Raw genomic sequence first — 22258 nt, 5'->3', positions numbered from 1 at the left:
TTTCTGCCTTTGTAAAAGAAACGGTGCTCAGAGCACCGTTGCAATAAAGTTTCTGACACGTCCATTGTCCGGATCGTCGAGTACCTGCTGCGTCGGGCCAGCCGCCACAATTTTGCCGCCCTCCATAAAGACAATATTGTCTGCAACCTCCCGGGCAAAGCCGATTTCATGCGTGACCACGACCATGGTGATCCCGGAATGCGCCAGCTGCTTAATCACCTGCAGGACCTCTCCCACCAGTTCAGGATCAAGCGCGGATGTCGGTTCATCAAACAACATCACGCCCGGATCCATCGCCAGCGCACGGGCAATCGCCACACGCTGCTGCTGACCGCCAGAGAGATTCTGCGGCCACTCCGCTTCGCGCCCCGCCAACCCTACCTGCTTCAGCAGCGCCAGTGCTTTACTGGTCGCCTGCTGGCGGGACTGCTTTTTCACCCGCATCGGTGCATCAATGATGTTCTGCAATACGGTGCGATGCGGGAAGAGATTGAACTGCTGGAACACCATGCCAATCCCGGCACGCTGGCGCGCAACCGCACGGCTGCTGAGTTCATGCAGCGCCTGGTCTTTCTGTCGGTAACCCACCATCTCGCCATCAATGCGGATAGTGCCGCCATCCAGTTTTTCAAGATGATTAATGCAGCGCAGCAGGGTGGATTTACCGGAGCCGGAAGGTCCCAGAATCACCGTGACCGATCCGGCAGGAATATCCAGATTTACATCGTCGAGGATGGTCACACCGGAGAAACGCTTGGTGACCCTGCGCAGGGCGATTGCTTCAGCCATTGCTTACGCTCCTTTGCGTTTTCGGCAGTGAAAAGCGCGGCATAGCCAGCCACGCACGGCGCTTTTCACGCCGCGTGACGCTACGCCCAAAGTAACGCTCCACATAGTACTGGCCCACCGACAGCACCGAAGTCATCAGCAGATACCACAGCGTCGCGACCAGCAGGAGCGGAATCACTTCATAGGTGCGCTGATAGATAATCTGCGCTGAAAACAGCACATCCTGCAGAGAGATAACGGACACCACTGCGGTGGTTTTCAGCTGGCCGATGATTTCGTTGCCCGCGGGGGGCAGAATGGCACGCATCGCCTGCGGTAACACGGTGTGACGAAAAATCTGTGCCGGGCGATAGCCCAGCGCGCGCGCAGCTTCAATCTGGCCATTGCCTACGCTCTGGATACCGGCACGCACAATTTCTGCGGCATAAGCGGATTGATGCATCACCAGGGCGATGACCGCCGCACTGAAGGGGCTGACCAGCGCGTTAGACTGCGCGCTCCAGATCTCTCCCAGCCCCGGAATGGCGAGTGCGATTCGGGGGTAGAGTGCGGCAATGTTGTACCAGAGAAACAGCTGCACCAGCATCGGAACGCCGCGGAAAAACCAGGTGTAAGCCCAGCTCACTGCGACCAGCACCGGATTGGATGAGAGGCGCATCAGCGCCAGCAGCGTGCCAAATGCAAATCCCAGCACCACCGAAATTGCGGTAAGCTGCAGTGTCATCAGCACCCCCTGCAGAATAGAGGGAGCCGTAAAGTTTTCTGCTATCACGCCCCACTCAAAACGGGGATTGTTCACCATAGAATGCGCCATCGCCGCCAGGCATAACAGCACGACCAGCGCACTCAGCCAGCGTCCGTAGTAGCGTTTACCGACGATTTTCAGTTCGTTGGTATGGTCCTGAATTTCACTCATTTAAAAATCTCTTCGTTGCGACGGGCTTCGGTCACGGCACCAAAACCGATGCCCCACTTATCGAGGATTTTCCGGTAGCTGCCATCTTTAATTAAAGAGTTCAGTGCGGCCTGCACGGCGGGTTCCAGCGGCGAAGCTTTTGGAAACGCGACAGAGACCGGGGCATCGCTGACGGTGATTTCTCCGCTCATGGTCAGCGGTTTGATGACGTTAACCTGCCACAGCAGTCCTTCATAAGGCCCCAGGAACATCGGAACACGCCCGCTGACTACGGCCTGCACGCCCGCCGGGCGATCCGGGAAAATCGCTACTTTGATCGGCTGTTTACCGGCCGCCTCGCAGGCCTTGCTGGCTTCCTCCAGCCGCGTGACCTGCGTGGTGCCGGATCCCGCCCCCACCTCTTTCCCGCAGACATCGCTGAGCGATTTGAAAGGCGTAATGCCGGCATCTTTTCGCGCAATAATGCCGAGCAGGCTGGCGTTGTAATAACCGACAAAATCGATCTGTTTCAGACGGGTCGGCGTGGCGTTGATGTTTGACAGTGCCACGTCGTATCGTCCGGTTTTCAGACCGGGAATAATATTGTCAAACCCACCAGTGTCACGCCACTGCACGGCAATGCCCAGACGCTCCCCTACCGCATTCATGATGTCAATTTCGCGACCGGCGAGGGTTTTGTTGTCTTCTTTGTAAAATGTTGTCGGCGGTGTATTGGGGTTAGTGCCTGCGATGATGTAGCCACGTTTAAGGAAATCATCAGGTATCAGGCTTTTCAACGCCGGATCGGCGCTGACATGCAGACTGATTTCGGTCGGAACCGAAGGTTCGGCAGCAAAGCTGGTGTGTGCACCGATCGCGAACGCGAAAAGGGTTATGCCTTTTGTAATTTTCACTGGAACCTTTCTCCTGATAATTAAAATGTTCCCCCAGAGGGAAAAATCATCGTGATTTATTGTCAGTCCTGAAGAGCGGATTAACTCTGCTCTTCAGCACTATTATCATCCTCTTAACCTTCTGTTCTCATTCTCAGTGAAGACAGACAGCGATCACAAATGCTTAAAACGGCAATATTTTGCTGAAATCCGGCAATGCAGAGAGTCGGGTGGGTGTGCAGAAAGTGACAGGCAAGGAATAATGGCCAACCGTGAATACCGTAGTGAGTCAGACAGTCAAAAGAGTGAGCATGAATAGCATTGCATTGATCACTGCTGTGCAACAGATTCACCTCTGCTGGTGACTGATACTTTTTAAGGTTTAAATAAATTGATCTTAATCAATAAAGTCTTCTTCAGTTAACGTAAAGAAATTTTGCGCAAACAATTCTGTTTTTAATAATGAAATCAATATTTTTTACAAGCAACCCCAAATTAGCAGGCTTATTATTCCCTTTAAAAACAATGGAACTCTAATTAAGAAGATAAACTGAAATATATAATTTTTATTAAAGCTTCACCCCACCCTGACGATAAGAAGAAGATGACAGAGATTATTTAATCGCCTCTCTCCCGCTTCAGAAACCTCATTAAAGGTGAAACTTATGGGCCTTGCTCAACACATCTCCGGTATTAAAATTGGGAAAAAACTGGGTGCCGGTTTTATCATCGTCATCGCCGCCTCTCTGGCTATTACCTGGCTCGCTTTCGATTGCTTCAGCCGTATCAAAGATAACTCGGCACGACGCACCATCACTGTTCAGATGGTAAACACCTTAAGTAATGCGCGCCTTAACCGCACGCTCTACCAGTACACTAAAGATCCGGAATTTGCCGCCCGTAACGTACAGGCGCTGAAGGAGTTGGATACGCTGTATCAACGCCTCAGTGGCTTTCAGTGGGACGAACTCGGTCAGCAGAAAGTCGCGCTGATGGGGCAGTTGCTTAACGATTATCAGAAGCAGCGACAGAAATTTGTCACCGCCGCACAGACCACATCCCACGCCTTTGATGCCATTAAACCGGACGCCCTGATTGCCCTTGCGCATCAGTCGGAGTCGCTGGATCTGGCACTGACCCCTGATGCCGGATTACCGGTCATGCGTCTGGCCGCCGCGCTGTTTGATGCCGCAAACATTGAACAGGCGTTCCTGGAAAAACCGTCTGAGGCCAGCAGAGCGTCGGTTGTTGAGGAGTTCACGGCGATCACCACGCTGAGTGAGCAGCTGGACAGCTTTGCACAGCCTGCAATTAACGAGGTGTCCCGCACGGTTCTCAGCACCCTTGCGCAGCAGCGCGAGGCGTTAATGCGCTATGTCGATGCTGCAGAGAAAGAGAAAAGTGAGTCGGCGGGTCTGACCACCAGCGCTGAGCGTCTTAATGCGGCGGTTTCCGATACATTCGCTTTCCAGTCACAGCTCTCTGCGGAATTTATTAAACAGGCAGAGTGGCGCATTGCCTTTGCCGCACTGATTTGTGTGGTACTGAGTCTGCTGATCGCCTGGCGGATCACCCGCAGCATTACCCAGCCTCTGAAAGAGACGCTGAGCGCCGCGCAGCGTATTGCCGGGGGAGATTTAACCACCTCGCTGACCACAACACGTGGCGATGAATTCGGTCAGCTGATGCTGGCGGTCGATGCCATGAACAGCAGCCTGCAGAACATCATCACCAACGTGCGTGACGGCGTCAGCAGCGTGGCACGTGCCTCAGCGGAAATCGCAGCAGGCAATACCGATCTCTCCTCCCGTACAGAACAGCAGTCTGCGGCCGTGGTCCAGACCGCGGCCAGTATGGAAGAGCTGTCGTCGACGGTTAAACAGAATGCGGAAAATGCGCATCATGCGAGTCAGCTGGCGACAGAGGCGTCAGTGAATGCCGGTCGTGGTGGCGAGATCATCCGTGATGTGACGGTGACAATGAACAACATCAGCCAGAGTTCGGGCAAAATTGGTGAAATCATTCACGTCATCAACAGCATCTCCTTCCAGACCAATATCCTGGCGCTCAACGCCGCGGTCGAAGCCGCACGTGCCGGTGAACAGGGACGCGGGTTTGCGGTGGTCGCGGGTGAAGTGAGAAATCTGGCACAGCGCAGCGCGCTGGCGGCCAAAGAGATTGAGACGCTGATCCGTGAGTCACTGGACCGGGTCAGTGAAGGGTCCGGATTTGTAGAACGCGCAGGGTCCACCATGGATGATATCGTCCGCTCCGTCAGTCAGGTGAAAGATATCATGGGCGAAATCGCTGCGGCCTCGGACGAGCAGAACCGGGGGATCTCCCAGATCGCCGTGGCGATGGCCGAGATGGACACGACGACCCAGCAGAACGCCGCACTGGTTGAAGAGTCCTCTGCCGCAGCGAGTTCACTGGAAGCACAGGCAGAGGAGCTGGAAAAAACGGTGGCGGTGTTCCGCCTCTCTGGTGCTCAGCACGCCGTCAGCCGCCCCGCGCCGGCTTCAGCGCCTCGCCTTGTTCCGGCCGTGCCGCTTAAGGCTTCTGCAGAGAGCAGCTGGGAAAGTTTTTAACAGGGTATCGGCTGGCCAGTCCTGATCAACAGGGCTGGCTGGGCGAGGATCGTTCAGGCTGTGGGGAGATAAAAAGGGTCTGGCGAGAGGAGTGTCGTCCATGACAGTTTCTCCGGCCGGTATACGCTTTCGCGCAACCTGTGAGGTTATTCGCTTCGTCGTTTTCCGGCCGGAGCCGGACTACGTCCACTGGTGTCAGTTCAGTTACAGCTAGTTCAGTTCGTCGTTCAGGCCTGTAAGTGTCTGCAGATACGGCACCTGTTGCTGGGCAATCGCCGGAGACGTAAAACTGCTCAGCCAGCTTCTGGCCTCGGAGATTTGCGTCAGCCGGTCGGGGTTGCTCTCGGATTTCGCCATGTATCCCAGTTGAGTAAAGAGTGATGCGATACTGATTTCTTTCTCACCCAGGGCAAGGCTCAGTGCCGCTTCGCCAATAATTACGTGGCCTTTCTCGTCGTTTTGAATTAACACAGAAAATCCTCCATTGGTACGAATTGAAAACAACCTCACCAGAGACTGTAGTCGTAAAAGGGAGAACTGCCCGAATTTATCACTAAAAATCGCGCAAGTTGCTGAACAAAATACTAAATGTTTTTTTGGCATCCCTTCAGTTTGTCTCTGCCCTGCCAGGCCGGGAGTCGTCACTCAACACGCAATCGGTTATGATCCTCTGCCCTTCATCGTCCGGTTTCACTATGTCTGCCATTATCGATACGTTTATTGCTCCGCCCTGCCATGACGAGATCACCTTTGTGTTTCAGGATGATCATCTGCTGGTGGTGAATAAACCCAGCGGGCTGCTCAGCCTTTCCGGTAAGAATCCGCAAAATCTCGATTCAGTGCATCACCGGCTGGTCAGACTGTTTCCGGGCTGTACGCTGGTGCACCGGCTCGATTTTGGCACCTCGGGACTGATGGTCGTCGCGCTGAATAAAGCGATCAACGCGGCGCTCAGTCAGCAGTTCAGCCAGCGCAGCGTGAGCAAAACGTATCAGGCGCTGCTGTGCGGCCATCTGGCTGAGGATGAAGGTGTGATTGATGCCGCCATCGCGAAAGATCCGGCGCAGTTTCCCCGCATGACAATCTGCCCGCTTCAGGGCAAGCCTGCGCGATCGCGCTTCCGGGTTATCGCGCGCGGCCACTGGCAGGGACGAGAAGGAATGGAGGTGGCGGCTACACGGGTTGAGCTGACGCCGGAAACGGGGCGTACCCATCAGCTGCGCATTCACTGTCAGCAGCTGGGGCACCCGATTCTGGGCTGTGATCTCTATGGCGGGCAGGTGCTGCCGGGCGCTGAGCAGGCGGAGAGGCTGATGCTGCACGCCAGTGGATTAGCGTTTACACATCCGGTCAGCGGTGAGCCTCTACACTTCTCAGCCGCCAGCCCCTTCTGACTGCCTCAGTCCGCGGTTACCACATTAAGTCGTCCGGCACTTTGAAATCGGCATAGGGATCATCTTCGTCCTGCACGTCTTCGCTCAGTGCGCTGTTCAGGACGATAGCACTGGCATCACGCTGGGCAATTTTATCCGCCACGCTGGCCGGGATAATGGCGTACTGGCTCTCACCATTTTTGTCAGCAGTCAGGCGGGCAATCGCGAGACGGCCATTAATCAGCTGGGTCTGCGTCAGCTTATCCACCACGATTTTTTTAATCAGGTTGTTGTCGGTAAAGTTAAAGCTGATGTCGCCTTTTGCCACCTCGATTTTGTTCATTTCGATCAGCTGTTTGACCTGTGCTTTGTACTCTTTAGACAGGACGGCCAGTTTCTGCTGCTCGTTAAGTTGCTTATCGCGCTCAAGCTGCGCTTTTTTGTTGTCTTCGACCGCCGCTCTGGCTTCACGCGCCTGAACCCGGGATTTCTTCGCTGTGCGCTTAACCTTATCCATTTTTTTGCTGGATACCAGGCCTGCTTTCAGCATCTGCTCTTGTAAGGTGAGTTTTGTCATTGTCGTCTCTGAATCTGTTAAATATTGTTCAGGATTATACCTGTAATCTTTCGGGCTGTGCCAGGCTGACGCCGCGATTGCGGGCTACGCCTCAACACTGTGCTACCATTCCCCGGTCAGAATCACCTTATTGAGCACCATGTCCGAAATTACGAAACGCAAAAATGACCCGGAAGGGCTGAAAAAACGCATCATCGCAGGCGCACTGAAAACCTTCGCAGAGTTTGGTATGCAGGGTGCCAGACTGGAGCAGATCGCCGAACACGCTCAGACCACTAAACGCATGGTGGTCTATCACTTCGGCAGCAAGGAGCAGCTCTACATCGAAGTGCTGGAGCAGGTCTATCAGCAGATACGCGCGCATGAAACCGATCTGAACCTGGCCGCAATGACGCCGGAGCTGGCCATGACCCGCCTGGTGGAAGCGAGCTTCGATTACCACGTTGCCCATCCCGACTTTATGCGGCTGGTCTGCAGTGAGAACCTGCTGCGCGGTCGCTACATCACGCAGTCACCGCAGATTAAAGCGCTTAACCGCAGCGCGCTGGATCTGCTGGATGACATCCTGGCCCGCGGTCAGCAGGAGGGCGTGTTTATCGCCGATGTGCAGACCATCGACGTTCATCGTCTGATCAGCAGTATCTGTGTTCATCACGTCTCAAACCGCTACACCTTCAATGCCCTCTTCAGTCCGGATAACAGCGAAGAAGAGAGTATCCGGCGCAATCGTCAGCTCGCTGTCACCGCCACACTGCGCTATATCCGCAAATAATTGCTCACCGCTCTGGCTCCGCTTACTCATGGTCTACGCTTAGTAAACATTCGTCATTAAATTGCCATAAAAGGAACGCTGTTGTGAGCAGAGACGCACGCCTCTATCCGCTTCGCCAGACTCATGTTGAACCCGATGATGATGCGCTCTGGAACTGGGCGCAGAACGCTAAAATCGGCAGCCGTCATCAGGTTCAGCGCCCTGCCAGCGAAGCGGAATTACAGACGCTTATCCGGGAGTCACGCGGCCAGATTCGGGTCATCGGCAGCAAGCTCTCCCCCGGACGGATGCTGCACGTCAGTGAAGATGATTTACTGCTCGACCTCAGCGCGCTCAGCGGTCAGCTCGCCAGCGATGAGGATAGCGTGACCTTCGGGGGTGCCACCCCGCTGGAACAGGTTTATCGCACCCTGACCCGCATGAACCGCATGCTGGCGTCGTCGCCGGGTGTGATTGCCATTCAGACCCTGGCAGGGGCGATGGCCACCGGCACGCACGGCCAGGGATTGCAGCAGAGTTCGATTGCCGATGAAGCACTGGCCATCCGCATGGTGCTGGCCGACGGCAGCGTGCGCGAGTTTGTCCGGGGCGACGCGGATTTCCCGGCAGCTCAGGTCTCTCTGGGGGCGCTGGGTATTGTCACCGCCGTGACGCTGCGCACCGGGCCATACCGCATCTTCACCTGCCATAAGAATGCGGTCTCTGCCGATACGCTGGAAGAGGATCTGCTGCGCTGGAACAACGACTACCCTCTCAGCAAAGCCTGGTGGTTCGTTGACGACAATCTGATGCATGTCTGGAACGCCCATGAAGCCAGCGAGGAGGAGCGCCAGCGCTATGAGCAGCAGGGGCGCAAAGTGGTCGAGCATGAGGGCGAAGCGGATGACAGTCTGAACGACACGATCGATCAGACCCTGGCGCACATGCACCGCGATACCCAGATTCAGGGTAAAGGCGGCAAGCAGTTTCGCACCGTGACCCGTTTTCGCGACTTCACGGATGTTACCGGTGACATCTATCAGCTCTTCTGCCGGGGCATTGCGGTGCCACAGATCAACGTGGAGATCGGCGTCCCGCTGGCAAAAACGCCAGCCATCATCCGCCGGATAAAGCAGTGGTATGCAGAGAACCGGCCGCATATGCACTATCCGATTATCCTGCGCTGCACCGGCGCCTCCTCGGCCTGGCTCAGCCCGGCCGCCGATCAGCCCACCTGCTTTTTCGGCTTTGTCGTCTATTACGCCGACGATGGTTCGCTGTCGCAGGAGGGACTGCACTTCCTGACGGAGGTGGAGAAACTGCTGGCCGAAGAGGGAGGACGTCCGCACTGGGGCAAGTATTACGATGAAGAACGCTACAACTGGCGTGAGATCTATCCGCAATGGGACGCCTTCCGCGCCCTGCGCAGCCAGCTCGATCCACAGGGACGACTGGGTAACGACTACATCACGCCACTTTTTGACTGAGGAAAGCCATGTTTGCCTGGGTAACGCTGTTAACACAACCCGATTATCTGGTGGGCGTTCAAGCGCTGCACCGTTCGCTGCAACAGAGCCACAGCCAGTGGCCACTGGTGGTGATGACGACTCCCGCCATTTCTGAGGCGGACTGTCAGCGTCTGCAGGATGCAGGCTGCGTGATTGAGCCGGTTGAGCCACTCTATCCGCGTGAAGATCTGGATCAGCACTACGCCTCGGCGCAGTTCGGCGAGGTCTGGACCAAGCTGCGCGCCTGGCAACTGACGGACTATGAGCGCGTCGTTTTTCTGGATGCGGACATGCTCGTGCTGCAGAACATGGATGAGCTGTTTACCCTGGATCTGGGTGATAATCTGCTGGCGGCCTGCCACGCCTGCCGCTGCAATCCCAACCAGATCGCCTCCTATCCGCCGGAATGGCAGCCGGAGCAGTGCCACTACACATGGCAGGCACGCGGTGAGACAGCACCACAGAGTGTGGATCTCTACCTTAACGGCGGTTTTCTGGTGCTGAAGCCCGATAATGCGGTGTTTGAGGCGATGGAAAAACGTATTGCCGCCATTGATGACCTGAGCGCCTACCCTTTCTCGGAGCAGGATCTGCTGAATGAAATCTTTGCCGACCGCTGGAAGCCACTCTCTTATATCTACAATGCGCTAAAAACGCTGCCCTTCCAGCACCGCGGGCTCTGGCAGGACGATGAGGTGAAAAACCTGCATTACATACTGGCCAAGCCGTGGAAGCGCGATCTTAACCAGCCTGAGAGCCAGCGCGATCGCTTCTATGCGCTGGATAAGCTGTGGTGGGAGAAAAGCGGCCTGATCTGATCTTAAAGGGCGGGAAGCTCTCTTCCCGCCCTGTCCCCTTCTTATCTGACACCCTTCCTGATCTGCCGTTACACTTCCACCCAGCGCCGCTGCTCAGCAGAGTGCGCGATCGCTTCCAGCACCTTCTGCACCTGTAACCCCTCGGTAAAATCGGGCCACATGCGGTCGTCCGCCGCGATACCGTTAATCAGATCGCGGACCTCCACCGTTTTCTGGTCGTTAAAGCCGATGCCATGTCCGGCTGAAACACAGAAGTTCGCATAGTCGGGATGGGCGGGTCCCGTCAGGATCGTTTTAAATCCCTGTCGCCCGGCGGGCTCGTCATGCAGATAAAGCTCAAGTTCAGCCATGCGCTCCTGGGTGTAACGCAGCGTACCTTTGGTTCCGGTCACAACATAGGTCAGGCCCATTTTCGCGCCGCAGGCGATACGCGAGGTTTCAATGACGCCGTGCGCGCCATTGCGGAAGCGCAGCAGCGCACTGGCCTGATCTTCGTTTTCCACCGGTAACTGACGTCCGGGCGCTTTCGGGTCGGGTCGTGCGGTGATGACCGTCATCATGTCACCGCTGACTTCCGCAATATCACCGACCAGATAGTGCGCCATGTTGACGATATGCGCCGCCAGATCGCCCAGCGCACCCAGCCCTGCCAGCGCTTTCTGACAGTGCCAGTCGAGCGGTGTCTCCGGTCTGGCAAGATAATCCTCGTTATGCGTGCCGTAAAAATGGACCACCTCGCCAATTTCTCCGCTGGCAATGATCTCTTTCGCCAGCTGGCTGGTCGGGTTCTTCATGTAGTTAAAGCCGACCAGCGTTTTCACCCCTGCCGCCTGCGCAGCGCTTACCATCTCCTGCGCATCCGCCACGCTTAAGGACAGCGGTTTTTCTGAGTAGACATGCTTGCCGTGGCGTATCGCCGCCAGCGCCATCTCTTTGTGCAGAAAATTGGGCGCGCAGATATCCACCACATCAATGGCGGGATCGCTGACCAGCTCGCGCCAGTCTCCCGTGGAACGCGCAAAGCCAAAGGTGGCTGCCTGACGGGCCGCCAGCTCTGGATTTACCTCGGCCAGCATCTCCCGCACGATCTCACCTTTCAGCGCAAACACGGTCGGGGCCTGAGCATAAGCAATCGCATGGCAGCGCCCGATATAACCACTGCCGATCATGCCGATTCGGACTTGTTTCATTTCAGCTCCGGATATTCATTTCAGGGTTGAAATGAAATCTACGTTTCGTTTTATCTGCTGACAAAGGCGTAATGAAAACTTTGTGACGGCAGTAAAAAACTATCCGGGCAAACCACGCCTCGTGCCGCCTGGCAAGAGAGGCAGAACGGTAAAACACCTCATAAATACCTCAGTCTGCCGCACGGGCTGTGACACCCCGTTCAGCGTCTGACGGACTTCTTCTGGTGTATTAAACGCCGTACTGGCGACTATTTCAGCAGTCGCGCAGATTTATGAAAAAGAGCTTTGACATGGCTCAGCGTGGCCGTTACTATGCGCCCCGTTCAAACGATTCCTCTGTAGTTCAGTCGGTAGAACGGCGGACTGTTAATCCGTATGTCACTGGTTCGAGTCCAGTCAGAGGAGCCAGATTAGAAAAAGCAGATATCTTCGGATATCTGCTTTTTTGCTTTATAACGATCGCACCCACCTTCCTCTCAAAGTCACCGCTGTTAAACCATGCCAGGCTACCTCTTTAACGGATAAAAATGATCCTGACCTGACCCGGCTTACCTGTTCTCATCAGCTGCCTGACAAAAAACGTTGTCGGAATTGCTGACAGGACGGACTTCAGTAATCTTAATGCTGACGATGCGCCGACCATTCCGCGATGCCATAAAGCCGACGCACAGTCGCTTACAAAATCTGATGCCACAGGCTGCATATGACGTTCGTCAGAAACACCTGTAGCAGGACTTCTGCCGGGTAAGACTCAGAGTAAGGTTTTATTGTTACGTCAGGTTTTTAATAATTGAGACAATACGATCTTCCCCACGCAAACCCATAGATTTTATTAAGGCTTTATTTATTCTCTCACTAACAAGGAAGTAGAGCATTTCCATATTATTATTATAGAGAACCGTATAAAGTGCTGGGGATATTATTTTTAAATTCCTTGCTGCCAATGCAGCCACCTGAACCTTTCCATAAAGAGATGCCACAGTAACGATGAGCAATGCATAGTTATTTAACTGCGTCATTACTTCAGCCTTGAAATTAAAGGAATTGACTATGACTATTGATAGTGAATTTGCAATTGCAATTTTAGTTGCTTTTCCGCCATAATAGTCAGCTATCTTTTTTGTCAGCACCATATCAAGATACTGTATCTGGCTATTACTTATATTTTTTAGCTCCTCGTTAAAATACATTTTCATCATATCACGAATGATGTCTTGTCTTTTGTATATTTCAAATATATTTTTCAGAAACCGTTTGTCTTCTTCTTTAAGAATAGCGCACTCGCCCGCGTACTTATCAAAAAGGCATGAGCTGTACCACGACGCTCTCTCAACCCCTGATTTAACATCCTGCAACACGCTTTTATTATTCTGCGCTACCCCATACATGGCCCGCTCGAGCGCTTCGGCTGCACTCCTGTCATTATTCATTCTGAACTTCACTATTGATGATACAGACATTGTAGGCTTTCCTTTCCTGTGGTAAAAAGTACATGATAGTTTGCATACTATATCATGAGGATTTTACTTTGAAGAAATGGACTTTTACTGCTCTTACTTTTATTTTTTCTTTTATTATTTTAGTTGTGCTGCTCTTTGAATTTGTATTCCGCTTATTGACTGCTGACTTTGTTATCAGTTTAATGGATAAGTTAAGCTTCCTGGGTCTTAATGCCTCTCTGGAAACCCTTGTTGCGCTGTTGGTTTTATTTTCAGCTTTGGTTGCTCTTATTATTTCTGGCTTGATTTATTCAAAATTTAGAAGGTGAAATGATGAGGTTTTTTTCAGCATTCATCAGGGGCCAGCTTGGCTACATCAGTGCGCATGTCATCGTTATATGCCTTTTCCTGTTCTACTATTTTGTCATTCCTGATTACTGGTTTTTATGTACGTTGCTTACAATAGTGACAGGTGGAGCGATTAGTATCTACAGGGCCACTAAAAATAAAAAAAGCACTGAAGTGGATTTCTGCGTCCAGAGTTCTGTAAATTAAAAATTAATTTGAGTAAAGCCGGATTGTACAGTTTCTGAAATTCCACTCAAGCCCCCGCACCGGGATCCAACGCCACCGGCGGGAATTTTCCACTCTCCTTTCACCGGAACATCCTGACCAGCCTGAGATGAGAGGCAAAAAAAAACTGCACCCTACTCAGTCGGGTCTCCGACCTTTGGGGTGCAGTTACGTTTCAGCTTTTACAGCTATCAGAGTTCAAAGCGATCCAGATTCATCACTTTGGTCCAGGCGGCCACAAAGTCTTTGACGAATTTTTCACGGGCGTCGCTGCTGGCGTAAACTTCCGCCGAGGCGCGTAACACCGCGTTGGAGCCGAACACCAGATCGGCGCGGGTCGCGGTGTAGCGGGTTTCACCGCTGACGCGATCGCGTCCGATAAAGGACTCGTTGCTCGCATCGGCAGCCTTCCACTCGGTGCGCATATCCAGCAGATTGACAAAGAAGTCCGTGTTCAGCGAACCCACCTTGTCCGTGAAGATGCCGTGCTGGCTGCCATCGAAATTAGCGCCCAGAGCACGCATCCCGCCCACCAATACCGTTAACTCCGGCACGGTCAGGGTCAGCTGCTGCGCCTTGTCGATCAGCAGGTTTTCGGTGGTGGTTTTGCCGAAGCCGGTGCCGTAGTTACGGAAACCATCGGCACGCGGTTTAAGCAGGTTGAACGACTCAATGTCGGTCTGATCCTGACGCGCATCGACACGTCCTGGCGTAAAGGGCACATCAACGGTCACGCCTGCCGCTTTCGCCGCCTGCTCAACCCCGACAACACCGGCCAGCACAATCACATCCGCCAGCGAAGCCTTGTTCACTTCACGCTGAACCGCTTCCAGCGTCGGCAGCACGCGCGCCGCAACGGCGTTAACGTCCCACTCGCGCTGCGGCAGCAGTGCCAGTCGGGCACCGTTGGCACCACCCCGTTTGTCGCCACCGCGGAAGGTTGACGCCGAGGCCCAGGCAACGGAAACCAGCTCGCTGACGCTGAGACCGGATGCGGCAATCTTCTCTTTCAGCTGCGCAATATCCGCGACGGTCGGATGATAAACCGGTGCAGGCAGCGGATCCTGCCAGATCAGATCTTCCTGTGGTACTTCAGGTCCGATGTAGCGCGCTTTCGGCCCCATATCACGGTGCGTCAGCTTAAACCATGCACGGGCAAACGCTTCGTTGAACGCCTGCGGGTCGTTGAGGAAGCGACGCGAAATTTTTTCAAATTCCGGATCAAAACGCAGCGTCAGGTCGGTCACCAGCATGGTCGGCTTGTGTTTTTTCGCCGTGTCAAAGGCGTCCGGGATAATGTCCGGCGCATTGACCGCTTCAAACTGGATAGCGCCTGCCGGGCTGCGCGTCTGCACCCACTCATATTTGAACAGGTTCTCGAAGAAATAGTTACTCCACTGGGTAGGCGTCTGCGACCAGATCACTTCCAGGCCAGAGGTAATCGCATCGGCACCTACGCCGCTGCCGTGGCTGTTAACCCAGCCCAGACCCTGCGCTTCAATCGGAGCGGTTTCCGGATCGACACCGACATGGCTGGCCGGAGCGGCACCGTGGGTTTTACCCAGCGTATGGCCACCCGCAATCAGTGCCACGATCTCTTCGTCGTTCATGCCCATGTTGCCAAAGGTGGCACGAATGGCCGGGGCGGCAGAGGCGGGATCGCCACTGTGTTCCGGGCCTTCCGGGTTCACGTAGATCAGACCCATCTCGGTCGCGCCAAGCGGTGACTGCGCCAGCGATTCCGGATGACGGTGTTCCAGCCAGGTCGCTTCTTCGCCCCAGTTCACATCCATATCCGGTTCCCAGACATCTTCACGTCCGGCACCAAAGCCAAAGGTGCGGAAGCCGGAATTTTCCAGCGCGACGTTACCCGCCAGGATGTAAAGGTCGGCCCAGGAGATCTTCTGACCATACTTCTGTTTTACCGGCCACAGCAGGCGACGGGCTTTATCCAGGCTGACGTTGTCCGGCCAGGAGTTTAACGGAGCGAAACGTTGCTGACCACGACCTGAACCACCACGTCCGTCCACGGAGCGATAGGTTCCGGCGCTGTGCCAGGCCATACGAATAAAGAGACCGATATAGCTGCCCCAGTCAGCGGGCCACCAGGCCTGTGACTCCGTGAGCAACCCTTTGATGTCCGCTTTCAGCGCTGAGTAGTCTAGTTTTGCAAATTCTTTGCGGTAATCGAAGGATTCATCAAGGGGGTTTGAACGGGATGAGTGCTGATTCAGCAGGTCAACGCGCAGCTGATTAGGCCACCAGTCACGGTTCGTTGTTCCGCCGCCCGGCGCCTGATTTGGCTGCGCTGACTTCCCTGCATGAAAGGGGCATTTGCCCGCTGGTGCTTCGCGATCAGCTTCACGGTCGGCTTCGACGATTGGCTTTGCATCTTTTGCATCTTCATCAATGGAATTGCTCATGGTCACACCTCTTTTTGTATTTTCATCGCTACTCTATAGAGGATTTTCAGGAAGGCACACCTGTCTTATCCTATATGATTGATAGCTTATCCCTTTGAATAAGGTCTTATTTAACAGCTCCCAACGATGGCAAACGGCTGTTATCCGCGTCACCTTCAGCGAAACGACACCGTTCTTCATCAGACTATTCTGACAAACCACGTTTAACAACCAGCTGATGAAAGAGTTGCTGATCGGTGACGCAATCCGGTACATAAAGCGTGCGTGATCTGTTGCCAGAACAGCCTGGAAAAGGCGTGGGGATACAGAGAAAAAAGAACAGGCAGAGCGGAAGAGAAAAGAGGTGGGGCTGACGAGGGGATCGGATCAGGGATAAAACCGCAGCGCCCTCCGCAGGAGAGCGCTGCCGGTCATTAACGCCAGCCCAGCTCCGGGGCGACGTACTTCAGAATCGCTTCAATCACATGGGCGTTATAAGCCACACCCAGTTGATTTGGCACGGTAAGCAGCAGCGTATCGGCTTCAGCAATCGCCTCATCCTGCGCCAGTTGCTTAATCAATACCTCTGGCTCAGCGGCATAGCTGCGACCAAAGATGGCGCGGGATTTCTCATCGAGAAAACCGACAGAGTCACGGTCGTTGCCGCTACGGCCAAAGTAAGCGCGGTCCATGTCGTTGACCAGCGCAAAGATGCTGCGGCTGACAGAGACACGAGGAGTATGCTGATGCCCCGCCGCTTTCCAGGCTTCACGGTAGGCGCGGATCTGCTTCGCCTGCTGAATGTGGAACGGCTCGCCCGTTTCATCATCTTTCAGGGTCGAGCTCTGCAGGTTCATGCCCATTTTCGCCGCCCACTCCGCCGTTGCGTTGGAGCCGGAGCCCCACCAGATACGGTCGCGTAACCCTTCAGACAGCGGCTCTGGTCGCAGCAGTCCTGGCGGGTTCGGGAACATCGGCTGAGGGTTCGGCTTAGCAAAGCCTTCCCCGCGCAGCACCTCCAGAAACTCCTCGGTGTGACGACGGCCCATATCGGCATCGCTTTCCCCTGGTTTAGGTTCAAAACCAAAGTAGCGCCAGCCATCAATCACCTGCTCCGGTGAGCCGCGGCTCAGACCGAGCTGCAGACGACCGTTGGAGATCAGATCGGCCGCGCTGGCATCTTCCACCATATAGAGCGGGTTTTCGTAACGCATGTCGATTACGCCAGTACCGATCTCAATCCGGCTGGTGCGCGCCGCGACCGCCGCCAGCAGCGGAAACGGTGAGCTGAGCTGACGGGCAAAGTGGTGGACACGGAAGTAAGCGCCATCGGCACCCAGCTCTTCCGCGGCAACCGCTAAGTCGATCGACTGCAGTAATACATCCTGCGCCGTGCGGGTGGCAGACTGTGAAGAGGGGGTCCAGTGACCAAAAGATAAGAAGCCGATATTTTTCATCTGTCATTCTCCTGACGGGGTAAACGCCCGTGGATGTAAGGCAATTTCTGATAGGCAAAGGTTACGCCCTCCGCGCTGCAACTGATAGTCAATATCTTTCAGCGCTATATTCAGGAATTTCGACATAGCCAGGCTGATTATCTGCTTTGCTTATTTATCCCCTGATGCAGCCCGATCTTCGCGCGGGGGGACTACCCTATCCTGACCGGGAGAAACCTGATGACTAACCGGCTCGCGCTGCCCATGTATGCGATTCACCCGCCCGCCACCCGGGCGCTGATGCAGGCCATTAAGACGCTGCTGGCGCGGCGTGGCATAGAAGCGCAGCCGGTCTGGCCTGACGACCTGCAGGCACACTGGCAGGATGCGCATCTGCTGCTGAGTCAGACCTGTGGCTATCCACTGGTCACCCGGCTTACCGCGGTCCAGCCTGTCGGCACCTTTCACTATCGGGCGCCCGGCTGCAGCGGTCGCGACTATCGCAGCTGGCTGGTGGCGCGGGATAAACAGGCGACGCTGGCCGATTTCACTGACCAGCGGGCGGTGGCGAACAGCCTGGACTCTCACTCCGGCTATAACGCACTGCGGTTTGTCGCGGCGCGTCAGGGCGTCACCTTTTCTCAGCTCATCCTGAGCGGGGGGAATCGCCGGTCGCTGGCTGCGTTGCAGCAAGGCGATGCCGATATTGCTGCGATCGACTGCGTCAGCTGGGCGCTGCTGGCGCGTTATGAACCGGAAGCACTGGATGGCCTGCATATAATCGGTGAAACACCCCGGGCACCCGGACTGCCGCTGATCACGGCAGCGTCAACCTCCTCCACCCGGCTGGCACATCTCCGGATGGCGCTGCATCAACTGGTGCAGGAGACGGCCTGGCGTGGCGTCTGCGACGACAATCTGATCGGCGGATTCAGCCCGGCAGAGCGGGACGATTATCAGATTGTGCTGGAATGGGAGCACGACGCGGCTGCGCAGGGCCTCCCCCGGCTTTAACGTTTTACGCCCTTCCGGCCCGCCGATCCGTCAGCGGAAGCCCTGCTCTGCCCGTCGGTGACGACCCGCATCGATCCTTTTCTGCTGACGTCAGCACTGGTAAGCCCGCTCACACCGCTTTAAGGTAGAGGTTTTCAGCAACGGGAGATGCAGATGCGCATTCTGATGGCAGGAGCCGGCGCGACCGGCGGATATTTTGGTGCCCGACTGGCTCAGGCGGGTCAGGACGTCACGTTTCTGGTGCGCGAACGCCGTTTTCAGCAGCTGCAGATGAATGGACTGGTGTTACAGACGCCGCAGGGAACGGAAAAGCTGGAGCCGCAGCTGATCCAGGCCTGCTCGCTGAGCGGCCACTATGACCTGATCATGATTACCGTAAAGAGTTTTGCGCTTGAACAGGTCATGGAGGATATCGCGCCTGCGGTCGGCCCTGACACGCTGATCATGCCGATTCTCAACGGGATGCGACACATCGCGACACTGCAGCAGCGTTTCGGTGACGATAAGGTGATAGGCGGCCTGTGCAAAATCAACGCCACGCTGGGTGACAGCGGTGAAGTGATCCAGATGACGCCGCTGCATCAGCTTTACTACGGTGCGCTGGATGGCAATAACGATGCGCGCCTGCAGCGGGTTGACGCCGCCCTGCGCACCAGTCAGGTCGATAACCGCTTCAGCGATAACATTATGGATGAGCTGTGGGAGAAGTGGCTGCTGCTGAGTACGCTCGGGGCGGTCTGCTGCCTGGCGCGTGGCGATACACAGCAAATCCTGACCACCCGCGGCGGCGAAGCGCTGCTGCAAGGGATCTTCAGCGAGATTCTGGCGGTGATTTCCGCCGAAGGGTATCAGCCGCGTCCGGCCGTCACCGCCCGCATTTTTGAACTGCTGAATAACCCGGAGACCCCGATGACCTCCTCGATGTATCGTGACCTGACTCAGGGATTTGATATCGAAGCCGATCAGGTGATCGGTGACCTGCTGCTGCGGGCAAAACGAAAAGGTCTGATGACTCCGCTGCTTAACGCGGTCGATGTGAATCTGCAGGTCTATCTGCAGCAGCGCTAAGTCGGATAGCGGTAATCCGTTCTGACCGGGGCCGCATGGGTCCCGGCTGGCAAAAGAGTGAATGTGTAATGAGCAGCAGCAGTGTGGCAGGAAATTTTGTTACACTCGGCGCTTCATCTTTTGGAGAGTGCAATGACTTCCCGCTCCGTGACCCTTGATGATGTCGCGCAACTGGCCGGCGTCTCATACCAAACCGTTTCACGTGTTTTAAACCGTTCTGAACAGGTGTCAGCCCGCACGCGGGAAAGGGTTGAGGCGGCGATGCAGCAGCTCAATTATGTGCCTAATCGCGTGGCACAGCAGCTGGCAGGCAAGGCGACGCGCACGCTGGGTCTGGCTACCAGCGACCTGGCGCTGATGGCACCGGCTCAGATCGCCTCGGCGATCCAGCAACGGGCCGCCGCCGCGGGGTATCATCTGGTGATTGCGATGGAGAGCGGTCATGATGCGGCCGCTACCGTGAATGAACTGCTGGCGCAGCGGGTCGACGGACTGCTGATCAACCTGCCGCTGGCGGCAGATGAGGCGCAGCAGATTCAGCTGTTGTGTGGCAGTAAGCCGGTGCTGTTTCTGGATGTCGAACCGCGTGCCGCGGTGGCGCAGTGTCAGTATCCGAACGCCTCCGGCGCGCGCGCCGCGGTTGAACATCTGGTGGCGCTGGGTCATCGCCGGATTGGCCTGCTCAACGGGCCGCTGCGGTCGGTCTCGGCGCGTCAGCGTGAAGCGGCCTGGCTTCAGGCGCTGGCTGACCATCAGCTTACCCCGCACTGCTCTCTGCGCGGCGACTGGAGCGCGCAGTCGGGCTATCAGGCGCTGATGTCGCAGCTGCCGGACGCCCTGCCCCAGGCACTGCTGGTGGCGAACGATCAGATGGCGCTGGGTGCCATGCGGGCGTTGCATCAGTATGGCGTGGCGATTCCGGGCGAGATCTCAGTGATTGGTTATGATGACACCGCGGAAAGTGCCTGGTATCAGCCGCCGCTGACTACGGTGCGCCAGGATTTGCATTATCTGGGCGCGCAGAGCGTTGAGCGGATGCTGGCCCGGCTGCGCGGTGAAGAGGTTTCTGACGCTGCGCTGGAAACCACGCTGGTTATCCGGGAAACCACCGCCCCGCCAGCCGATAACCCGCTTGATTTAGTCGCGCTGTCCCAACAGCTTCAGGCGATCGCCCGTCGGCTGGCGGGCCAGTAGCACCAGGCTTTCCCGCTGCCATAAAAAAACCCGCGCCACCGGGGTGGATGCGGGTCAGCTTCAGTAACCGGAGCCGCTGCGCTCCGTTATCGGCTATCAGGCTTTAGGATGTTCACCCACGCCCATAGCTTTGATCTTTTTCGACAGCTCGCGACGCTCTTTCGAGAGGTCGGCGTTTTTGATGATGTACTCATCCACGCGATCTTCATAATCCACGCGCATGCTGGCAATGATCTCCTGAATAGCCTCAACGCTCATGCCCGGCTTGATGTATTCGCTCAGGTTGTCGAGCAGCAGAACGCGCTTCTGGTTGTCACGAATTTTCTTCTCGTTGTCGACAATTTCACGCTGCAGTTTGTTTTTGCGGCGGAACATACGCACGAACTCCAGTACGTCCTGAAATGACTGCTTGGCATTTTCCATGATGGCACCTTTCTTTAAGCCTGCTGACGCAGGGAGAGAGTCAAAACGATCAGCTTAGCGGCTAGCCCGCCAGGTAAGCAATTTTCACAGCTAAATTCAGACTGGCTCTTATCTTAGCGCAAAGAAACCCCGTTTCACATTAAGTCATTGTCTGAGGTGATTATTTGCGCAGCGCCATCCGCATCAGATCGGTCATCCGCTCCAGCTGTTTCGCCAGTTCCAGCGTCAGCCAGACGTAGCCGTAGATCGGCGTCTCCTCCAGCGCGTCGCTGCCCGCCTCCGCAATCAGACGCCGCAGTTCATCACTGATTTCGGTGAGTTCGTGACTGTTGGCGACCACCTCTTCCGTTTCCCCCTCGATTGCCATGACGGACAGCGCCCGCAGGGTGTTCTCGGTCATCTGCTGGGTGCGGCGTAAGGCGGGTGCGTTGAGCATAATCAGGTGGCTTTCACGCGACGCCCACCAGGCATTAATCTGCATCTCAATGGTGTAAACCATATTACGGTTAATGGTCTGAATGGCTTCAAGCACCGACTTCGGGATACGCGTCTCTTTGCTGGACGGCTCCAGCAGCGCCCGCATTTTGATGACGCTGCTCAGCAGCTTGCCCAGCGGCTTGTTAAGGCGCGGCTTTTCGACCAGATTGGGTGAGAAACCGGCGTGGTAGATTTTTGCCATCTCCGCCAGCGTGTCAGAGAGCTGGATGCGCCAGTGGGTATAGGCGCGCTGCGCCCAGATGGCGGTGAACAGCAGCGCCATCAGCGACCCCAAAATCACATCCCCGCCGCGCCACAGCGCCATCGTGAAGTCACCGGTCGGTGCCCCGACGACGACGCTGAGCGTAATCCCGATCAGCAACGCCATATAGGGGTGCTTGCCCAGCGTCAGGAAACCACTGATGAACATGATCATGCCGCACCAGGCCAGCATCATCGGCATGGAGATCAGCTCCAGCTTCAGCGCAATCAGACCGGAAATCGAGCCGGCTACGGTGCCGCTGATGCGCTGCAGGGCGCGTGGAAAGACGTTTCCCCACGTAGAGATGGGCCCCATCACCACCACCAGCGTAATCAGGGGCCAGGTGCCTTCAGGGATATGAGTGGCCCGGACAAAGATAAAGCAGAGCAAAAAGGCGATGGCAATGCGCACGCCATGGACGGCGCGATAGTGACGGTAAAACCAGAATTCCAGTTTTGAAATGGGTTTATCAGAACGCAAAGTGACTTTCCGGTTGCGGGATTATGTTGTCGCTATCTTAACCCCGAACGGGGTTCAGGCTTAGCCTGCGCCCGCTATTTCCAGACCATTTTGACGTTATCTTACAAA

20 protein-coding genes and 1 tRNA gene are annotated in these 22258 nt (G+C 55.6%); 10 read left to right on the top strand and 11 right to left on the bottom strand.

What is annotated here, in order from left to right; translation table 11 throughout:
- Positions 1-27 precede the first annotated feature (27 nt).
- Genes S7A_RS07485 through S7A_RS07475 form a run of 3 tightly spaced genes read right to left on the bottom strand, consistent with a single transcriptional unit; the run spans position 28 to position 2598 of the window.
- Complete coding sequence (locus tag S7A_RS07485; protein WP_009089382.1) at positions 28-789, bottom strand: amino acid ABC transporter ATP-binding protein; 762 nt, start codon at positions 787-789, stop codon at positions 28-30.
- Positions 782-1705 carry an amino acid ABC transporter permease gene (locus S7A_RS07480; protein WP_009089381.1) on the bottom strand — a complete coding sequence of 308 codons (924 nt, stop codon included), beginning with the start codon at positions 1703-1705 and terminating at the stop codon, positions 782-784. Before S7A_RS07480 ends, S7A_RS07485 begins: the two co-directional genes overlap by 8 nt.
- Positions 1702-2598: an ABC transporter substrate-binding protein gene (locus tag S7A_RS07475; protein WP_009089380.1), complete on the bottom strand. Its 897-nt coding sequence runs from the start codon at positions 2596-2598 to the stop codon at positions 1702-1704. Before S7A_RS07475 ends, S7A_RS07480 begins: the two co-directional genes overlap by 4 nt.
- Positions 2599-3242: 644 nt before the next feature.
- Between S7A_RS07475 and S7A_RS07470 the strand changes: the two genes are divergently transcribed.
- Positions 3243-5165, top strand: a complete 1923-nt coding sequence (locus tag S7A_RS07470; protein ID WP_009089379.1) for a methyl-accepting chemotaxis protein — start codon at positions 3243-3245, stop codon at positions 5163-5165.
- A 210-nt stretch (positions 5166-5375) separates the two neighbouring features.
- Here the strand turns inward: S7A_RS07470 and S7A_RS07465 are convergent, their stop codons facing one another.
- Positions 5376-5636, bottom strand: coding sequence for a hypothetical protein (locus S7A_RS07465; RefSeq protein WP_009089378.1), 261 nt, complete (start codon positions 5634-5636; stop codon positions 5376-5378).
- A 224-nt stretch (positions 5637-5860) separates the two neighbouring features.
- On the opposite strand from S7A_RS07465, the gene S7A_RS07460 reads away from it, so the two are divergent.
- Complete coding sequence (locus S7A_RS07460; RefSeq protein WP_009089377.1) at positions 5861-6559, top strand: RluA family pseudouridine synthase; 699 nt, start codon at positions 5861-5863, stop codon at positions 6557-6559.
- A gap of 16 nt (positions 6560-6575) precedes the next feature.
- On the opposite strand, the gene S7A_RS07455 is transcribed toward S7A_RS07460, so the two are convergent.
- Complete coding sequence (locus S7A_RS07455; RefSeq protein ID WP_009089376.1) at positions 6576-7115, bottom strand: DUF2058 domain-containing protein; 540 nt, start codon at positions 7113-7115, stop codon at positions 6576-6578.
- Between the two features lie 139 nt (positions 7116-7254).
- Between S7A_RS07455 and S7A_RS07450 the strand changes: the two genes are divergently transcribed.
- The 3 genes from S7A_RS07450 (at position 7255) to S7A_RS07440 (ending at position 10192) form a co-directional block, all read left to right on the top strand.
- The gene (locus S7A_RS07450; protein WP_009089375.1) at positions 7255-7887 is read left to right on the top strand and encodes a TetR family transcriptional regulator; all 633 of its coding nucleotides are present in this window, start codon (positions 7255-7257) and stop codon (positions 7885-7887) included.
- Positions 7888-7970: 83 nt separating this feature from the next.
- Complete coding sequence (locus S7A_RS07445; RefSeq protein WP_009089374.1) at positions 7971-9353, top strand: D-arabinono-1,4-lactone oxidase; 1383 nt, start codon at positions 7971-7973, stop codon at positions 9351-9353.
- Positions 9354-9361: 8 nt separating this feature from the next.
- Positions 9362-10192 carry a glycosyltransferase family 8 protein gene (locus S7A_RS07440; protein WP_009089371.1) on the top strand — a complete coding sequence of 277 codons (831 nt, stop codon included), beginning with the start codon at positions 9362-9364 and terminating at the stop codon, positions 10190-10192.
- A gap of 68 nt (positions 10193-10260) precedes the next feature.
- On the opposite strand, the gene S7A_RS07435 is transcribed toward S7A_RS07440, so the two are convergent.
- Positions 10261-11382 (bottom strand): Gfo/Idh/MocA family protein, encoded by a 1122-nt coding sequence (locus S7A_RS07435; protein ID WP_009089369.1) that lies wholly within the window; start codon positions 11380-11382, stop codon positions 10261-10263.
- A gap of 332 nt (positions 11383-11714) precedes the next feature.
- Here S7A_RS07435 and S7A_RS07430 point away from each other — a divergent pair.
- A tRNA-Asn gene (locus S7A_RS07430) sits at positions 11715-11790 on the top strand.
- Between the two features lie 362 nt (positions 11791-12152).
- Here the strand turns inward: S7A_RS07430 and S7A_RS07425 are convergent.
- Positions 12153-12842 (bottom strand): hypothetical protein, encoded by a 690-nt coding sequence (locus S7A_RS07425; RefSeq protein WP_009089367.1) that lies wholly within the window; start codon positions 12840-12842, stop codon positions 12153-12155.
- A gap of 68 nt (positions 12843-12910) precedes the next feature.
- Here S7A_RS07425 and S7A_RS07420 point away from each other — a divergent pair, with 68 nt between their 5' ends.
- Positions 12911-13150: a hypothetical protein gene (locus S7A_RS07420; RefSeq protein ID WP_033736515.1), complete on the top strand. Its 240-nt coding sequence runs from the start codon at positions 12911-12913 to the stop codon at positions 13148-13150.
- Between the two features lie 435 nt (positions 13151-13585).
- Here the strand turns inward: S7A_RS07420 and katG are convergent, their stop codons facing one another.
- On the bottom strand, positions 13586-15817 hold the full coding sequence (gene katG, locus S7A_RS07410) for a catalase/peroxidase HPI (RefSeq protein ID WP_009089362.1): 2232 nt from the start codon (positions 15815-15817) through the stop codon (positions 13586-13588).
- Positions 15818-16230: 413 nt separating this feature from the next.
- Entirely contained in the window at positions 16231-17253 is a 1023-nt protein-coding gene (locus S7A_RS07405; protein WP_009089360.1) for an LLM class flavin-dependent oxidoreductase, read from the bottom strand.
- 219 nt (positions 17254-17472) lie between these two features.
- Here S7A_RS07405 and S7A_RS07400 point away from each other — a divergent pair, with 219 nt between their 5' ends.
- From S7A_RS07400 to S7A_RS07390, 3 genes are all read left to right on the top strand, one after another.
- Positions 17473-18246, top strand: a complete 774-nt coding sequence (locus S7A_RS07400) for a phosphate/phosphite/phosphonate ABC transporter substrate-binding protein (RefSeq protein ID WP_009089359.1) — start codon at positions 17473-17475, stop codon at positions 18244-18246.
- Positions 18247-18399: 153 nt separating this feature from the next.
- On the top strand, positions 18400-19314 hold the full coding sequence (locus tag S7A_RS07395; protein WP_033736513.1) for a ketopantoate reductase family protein: 915 nt from the start codon (positions 18400-18402) through the stop codon (positions 19312-19314).
- 132 nt (positions 19315-19446) lie between these two features.
- Positions 19447-20508: a LacI family DNA-binding transcriptional regulator gene (locus S7A_RS07390; RefSeq protein WP_009089355.1), complete on the top strand. Its 1062-nt coding sequence runs from the start codon at positions 19447-19449 to the stop codon at positions 20506-20508.
- Between the two features lie 96 nt (positions 20509-20604).
- Here S7A_RS07390 and tmaR read toward each other — a convergent pair whose 3' ends face one another.
- Complete coding sequence (gene tmaR, locus S7A_RS07385; RefSeq protein ID WP_004571340.1) at positions 20605-20931, bottom strand: PTS system regulator TmaR; 327 nt, start codon at positions 20929-20931, stop codon at positions 20605-20607.
- A gap of 160 nt (positions 20932-21091) precedes the next feature.
- Positions 21092-22150, bottom strand: a complete 1059-nt coding sequence (locus S7A_RS07380; protein WP_009089353.1) for an FUSC family protein — start codon at positions 22148-22150, stop codon at positions 21092-21094.
- Positions 22151-22258 lie beyond the last annotated feature (108 nt).

Source organism: Pantoea sp. Sc1 (genome assembly GCF_000255315.1).
Taxonomy (GTDB): Bacteria; Pseudomonadota; Gammaproteobacteria; order Enterobacterales; family Enterobacteriaceae; genus Pantoea; species Pantoea anthophila.
Note: the sequence above shows the minus strand (reverse complement) of the source record. Positions and strands in the feature narration are given on the sequence as shown.

Coding starts and splice junctions, on each gene's coding strand:
- S7A_RS07485 (WP_009089382.1), bottom strand. CDS start 789: ATGGCTGAAGCAATCGCCCTGCGCAGGGTCACCAAGCGTTTCTCCGGT.
- S7A_RS07455 (WP_009089376.1), bottom strand. CDS start 7,115: ATGACAAAACTCACCTTACAAGAGCAGATGCTGAAAGCAGGCCTGGTA.
- S7A_RS07405 (WP_009089360.1), bottom strand. CDS start 17,253: ATGAAAAATATCGGCTTCTTATCTTTTGGTCACTGGACCCCCTCTTCA.
- S7A_RS07435 (WP_009089369.1), bottom strand. CDS start 11,382: ATGAAACAAGTCCGAATCGGCATGATCGGCAGTGGTTATATCGGGCGC.
- S7A_RS07400 (WP_009089359.1), top strand. CDS start 17,473: ATGACTAACCGGCTCGCGCTGCCCATGTATGCGATTCACCCGCCCGCC.
- S7A_RS07395 (WP_033736513.1), top strand. CDS start 18,400: ATGCGCATTCTGATGGCAGGAGCCGGCGCGACCGGCGGATATTTTGGT.
- S7A_RS07460 (WP_009089377.1), top strand. CDS start 5,861: ATGTCTGCCATTATCGATACGTTTATTGCTCCGCCCTGCCATGACGAG.
- S7A_RS07480 (WP_009089381.1), bottom strand. CDS start 1,705: ATGAGTGAAATTCAGGACCATACCAACGAACTGAAAATCGTCGGTAAA.
- S7A_RS07450 (WP_009089375.1), top strand. CDS start 7,255: ATGTCCGAAATTACGAAACGCAAAAATGACCCGGAAGGGCTGAAAAAA.
- S7A_RS07470 (WP_009089379.1), top strand. CDS start 3,243: ATGGGCCTTGCTCAACACATCTCCGGTATTAAAATTGGGAAAAAACTG.
- tmaR (WP_004571340.1), bottom strand. CDS start 20,931: ATGGAAAATGCCAAGCAGTCATTTCAGGACGTACTGGAGTTCGTGCGT.
- katG (WP_009089362.1), bottom strand. CDS start 15,817: ATGAGCAATTCCATTGATGAAGATGCAAAAGATGCAAAGCCAATCGTC.
- S7A_RS07425 (WP_009089367.1), bottom strand. CDS start 12,842: ATGTCTGTATCATCAATAGTGAAGTTCAGAATGAATAATGACAGGAGT.
- S7A_RS07440 (WP_009089371.1), top strand. CDS start 9,362: ATGTTTGCCTGGGTAACGCTGTTAACACAACCCGATTATCTGGTGGGC.
- S7A_RS07390 (WP_009089355.1), top strand. CDS start 19,447: ATGACTTCCCGCTCCGTGACCCTTGATGATGTCGCGCAACTGGCCGGC.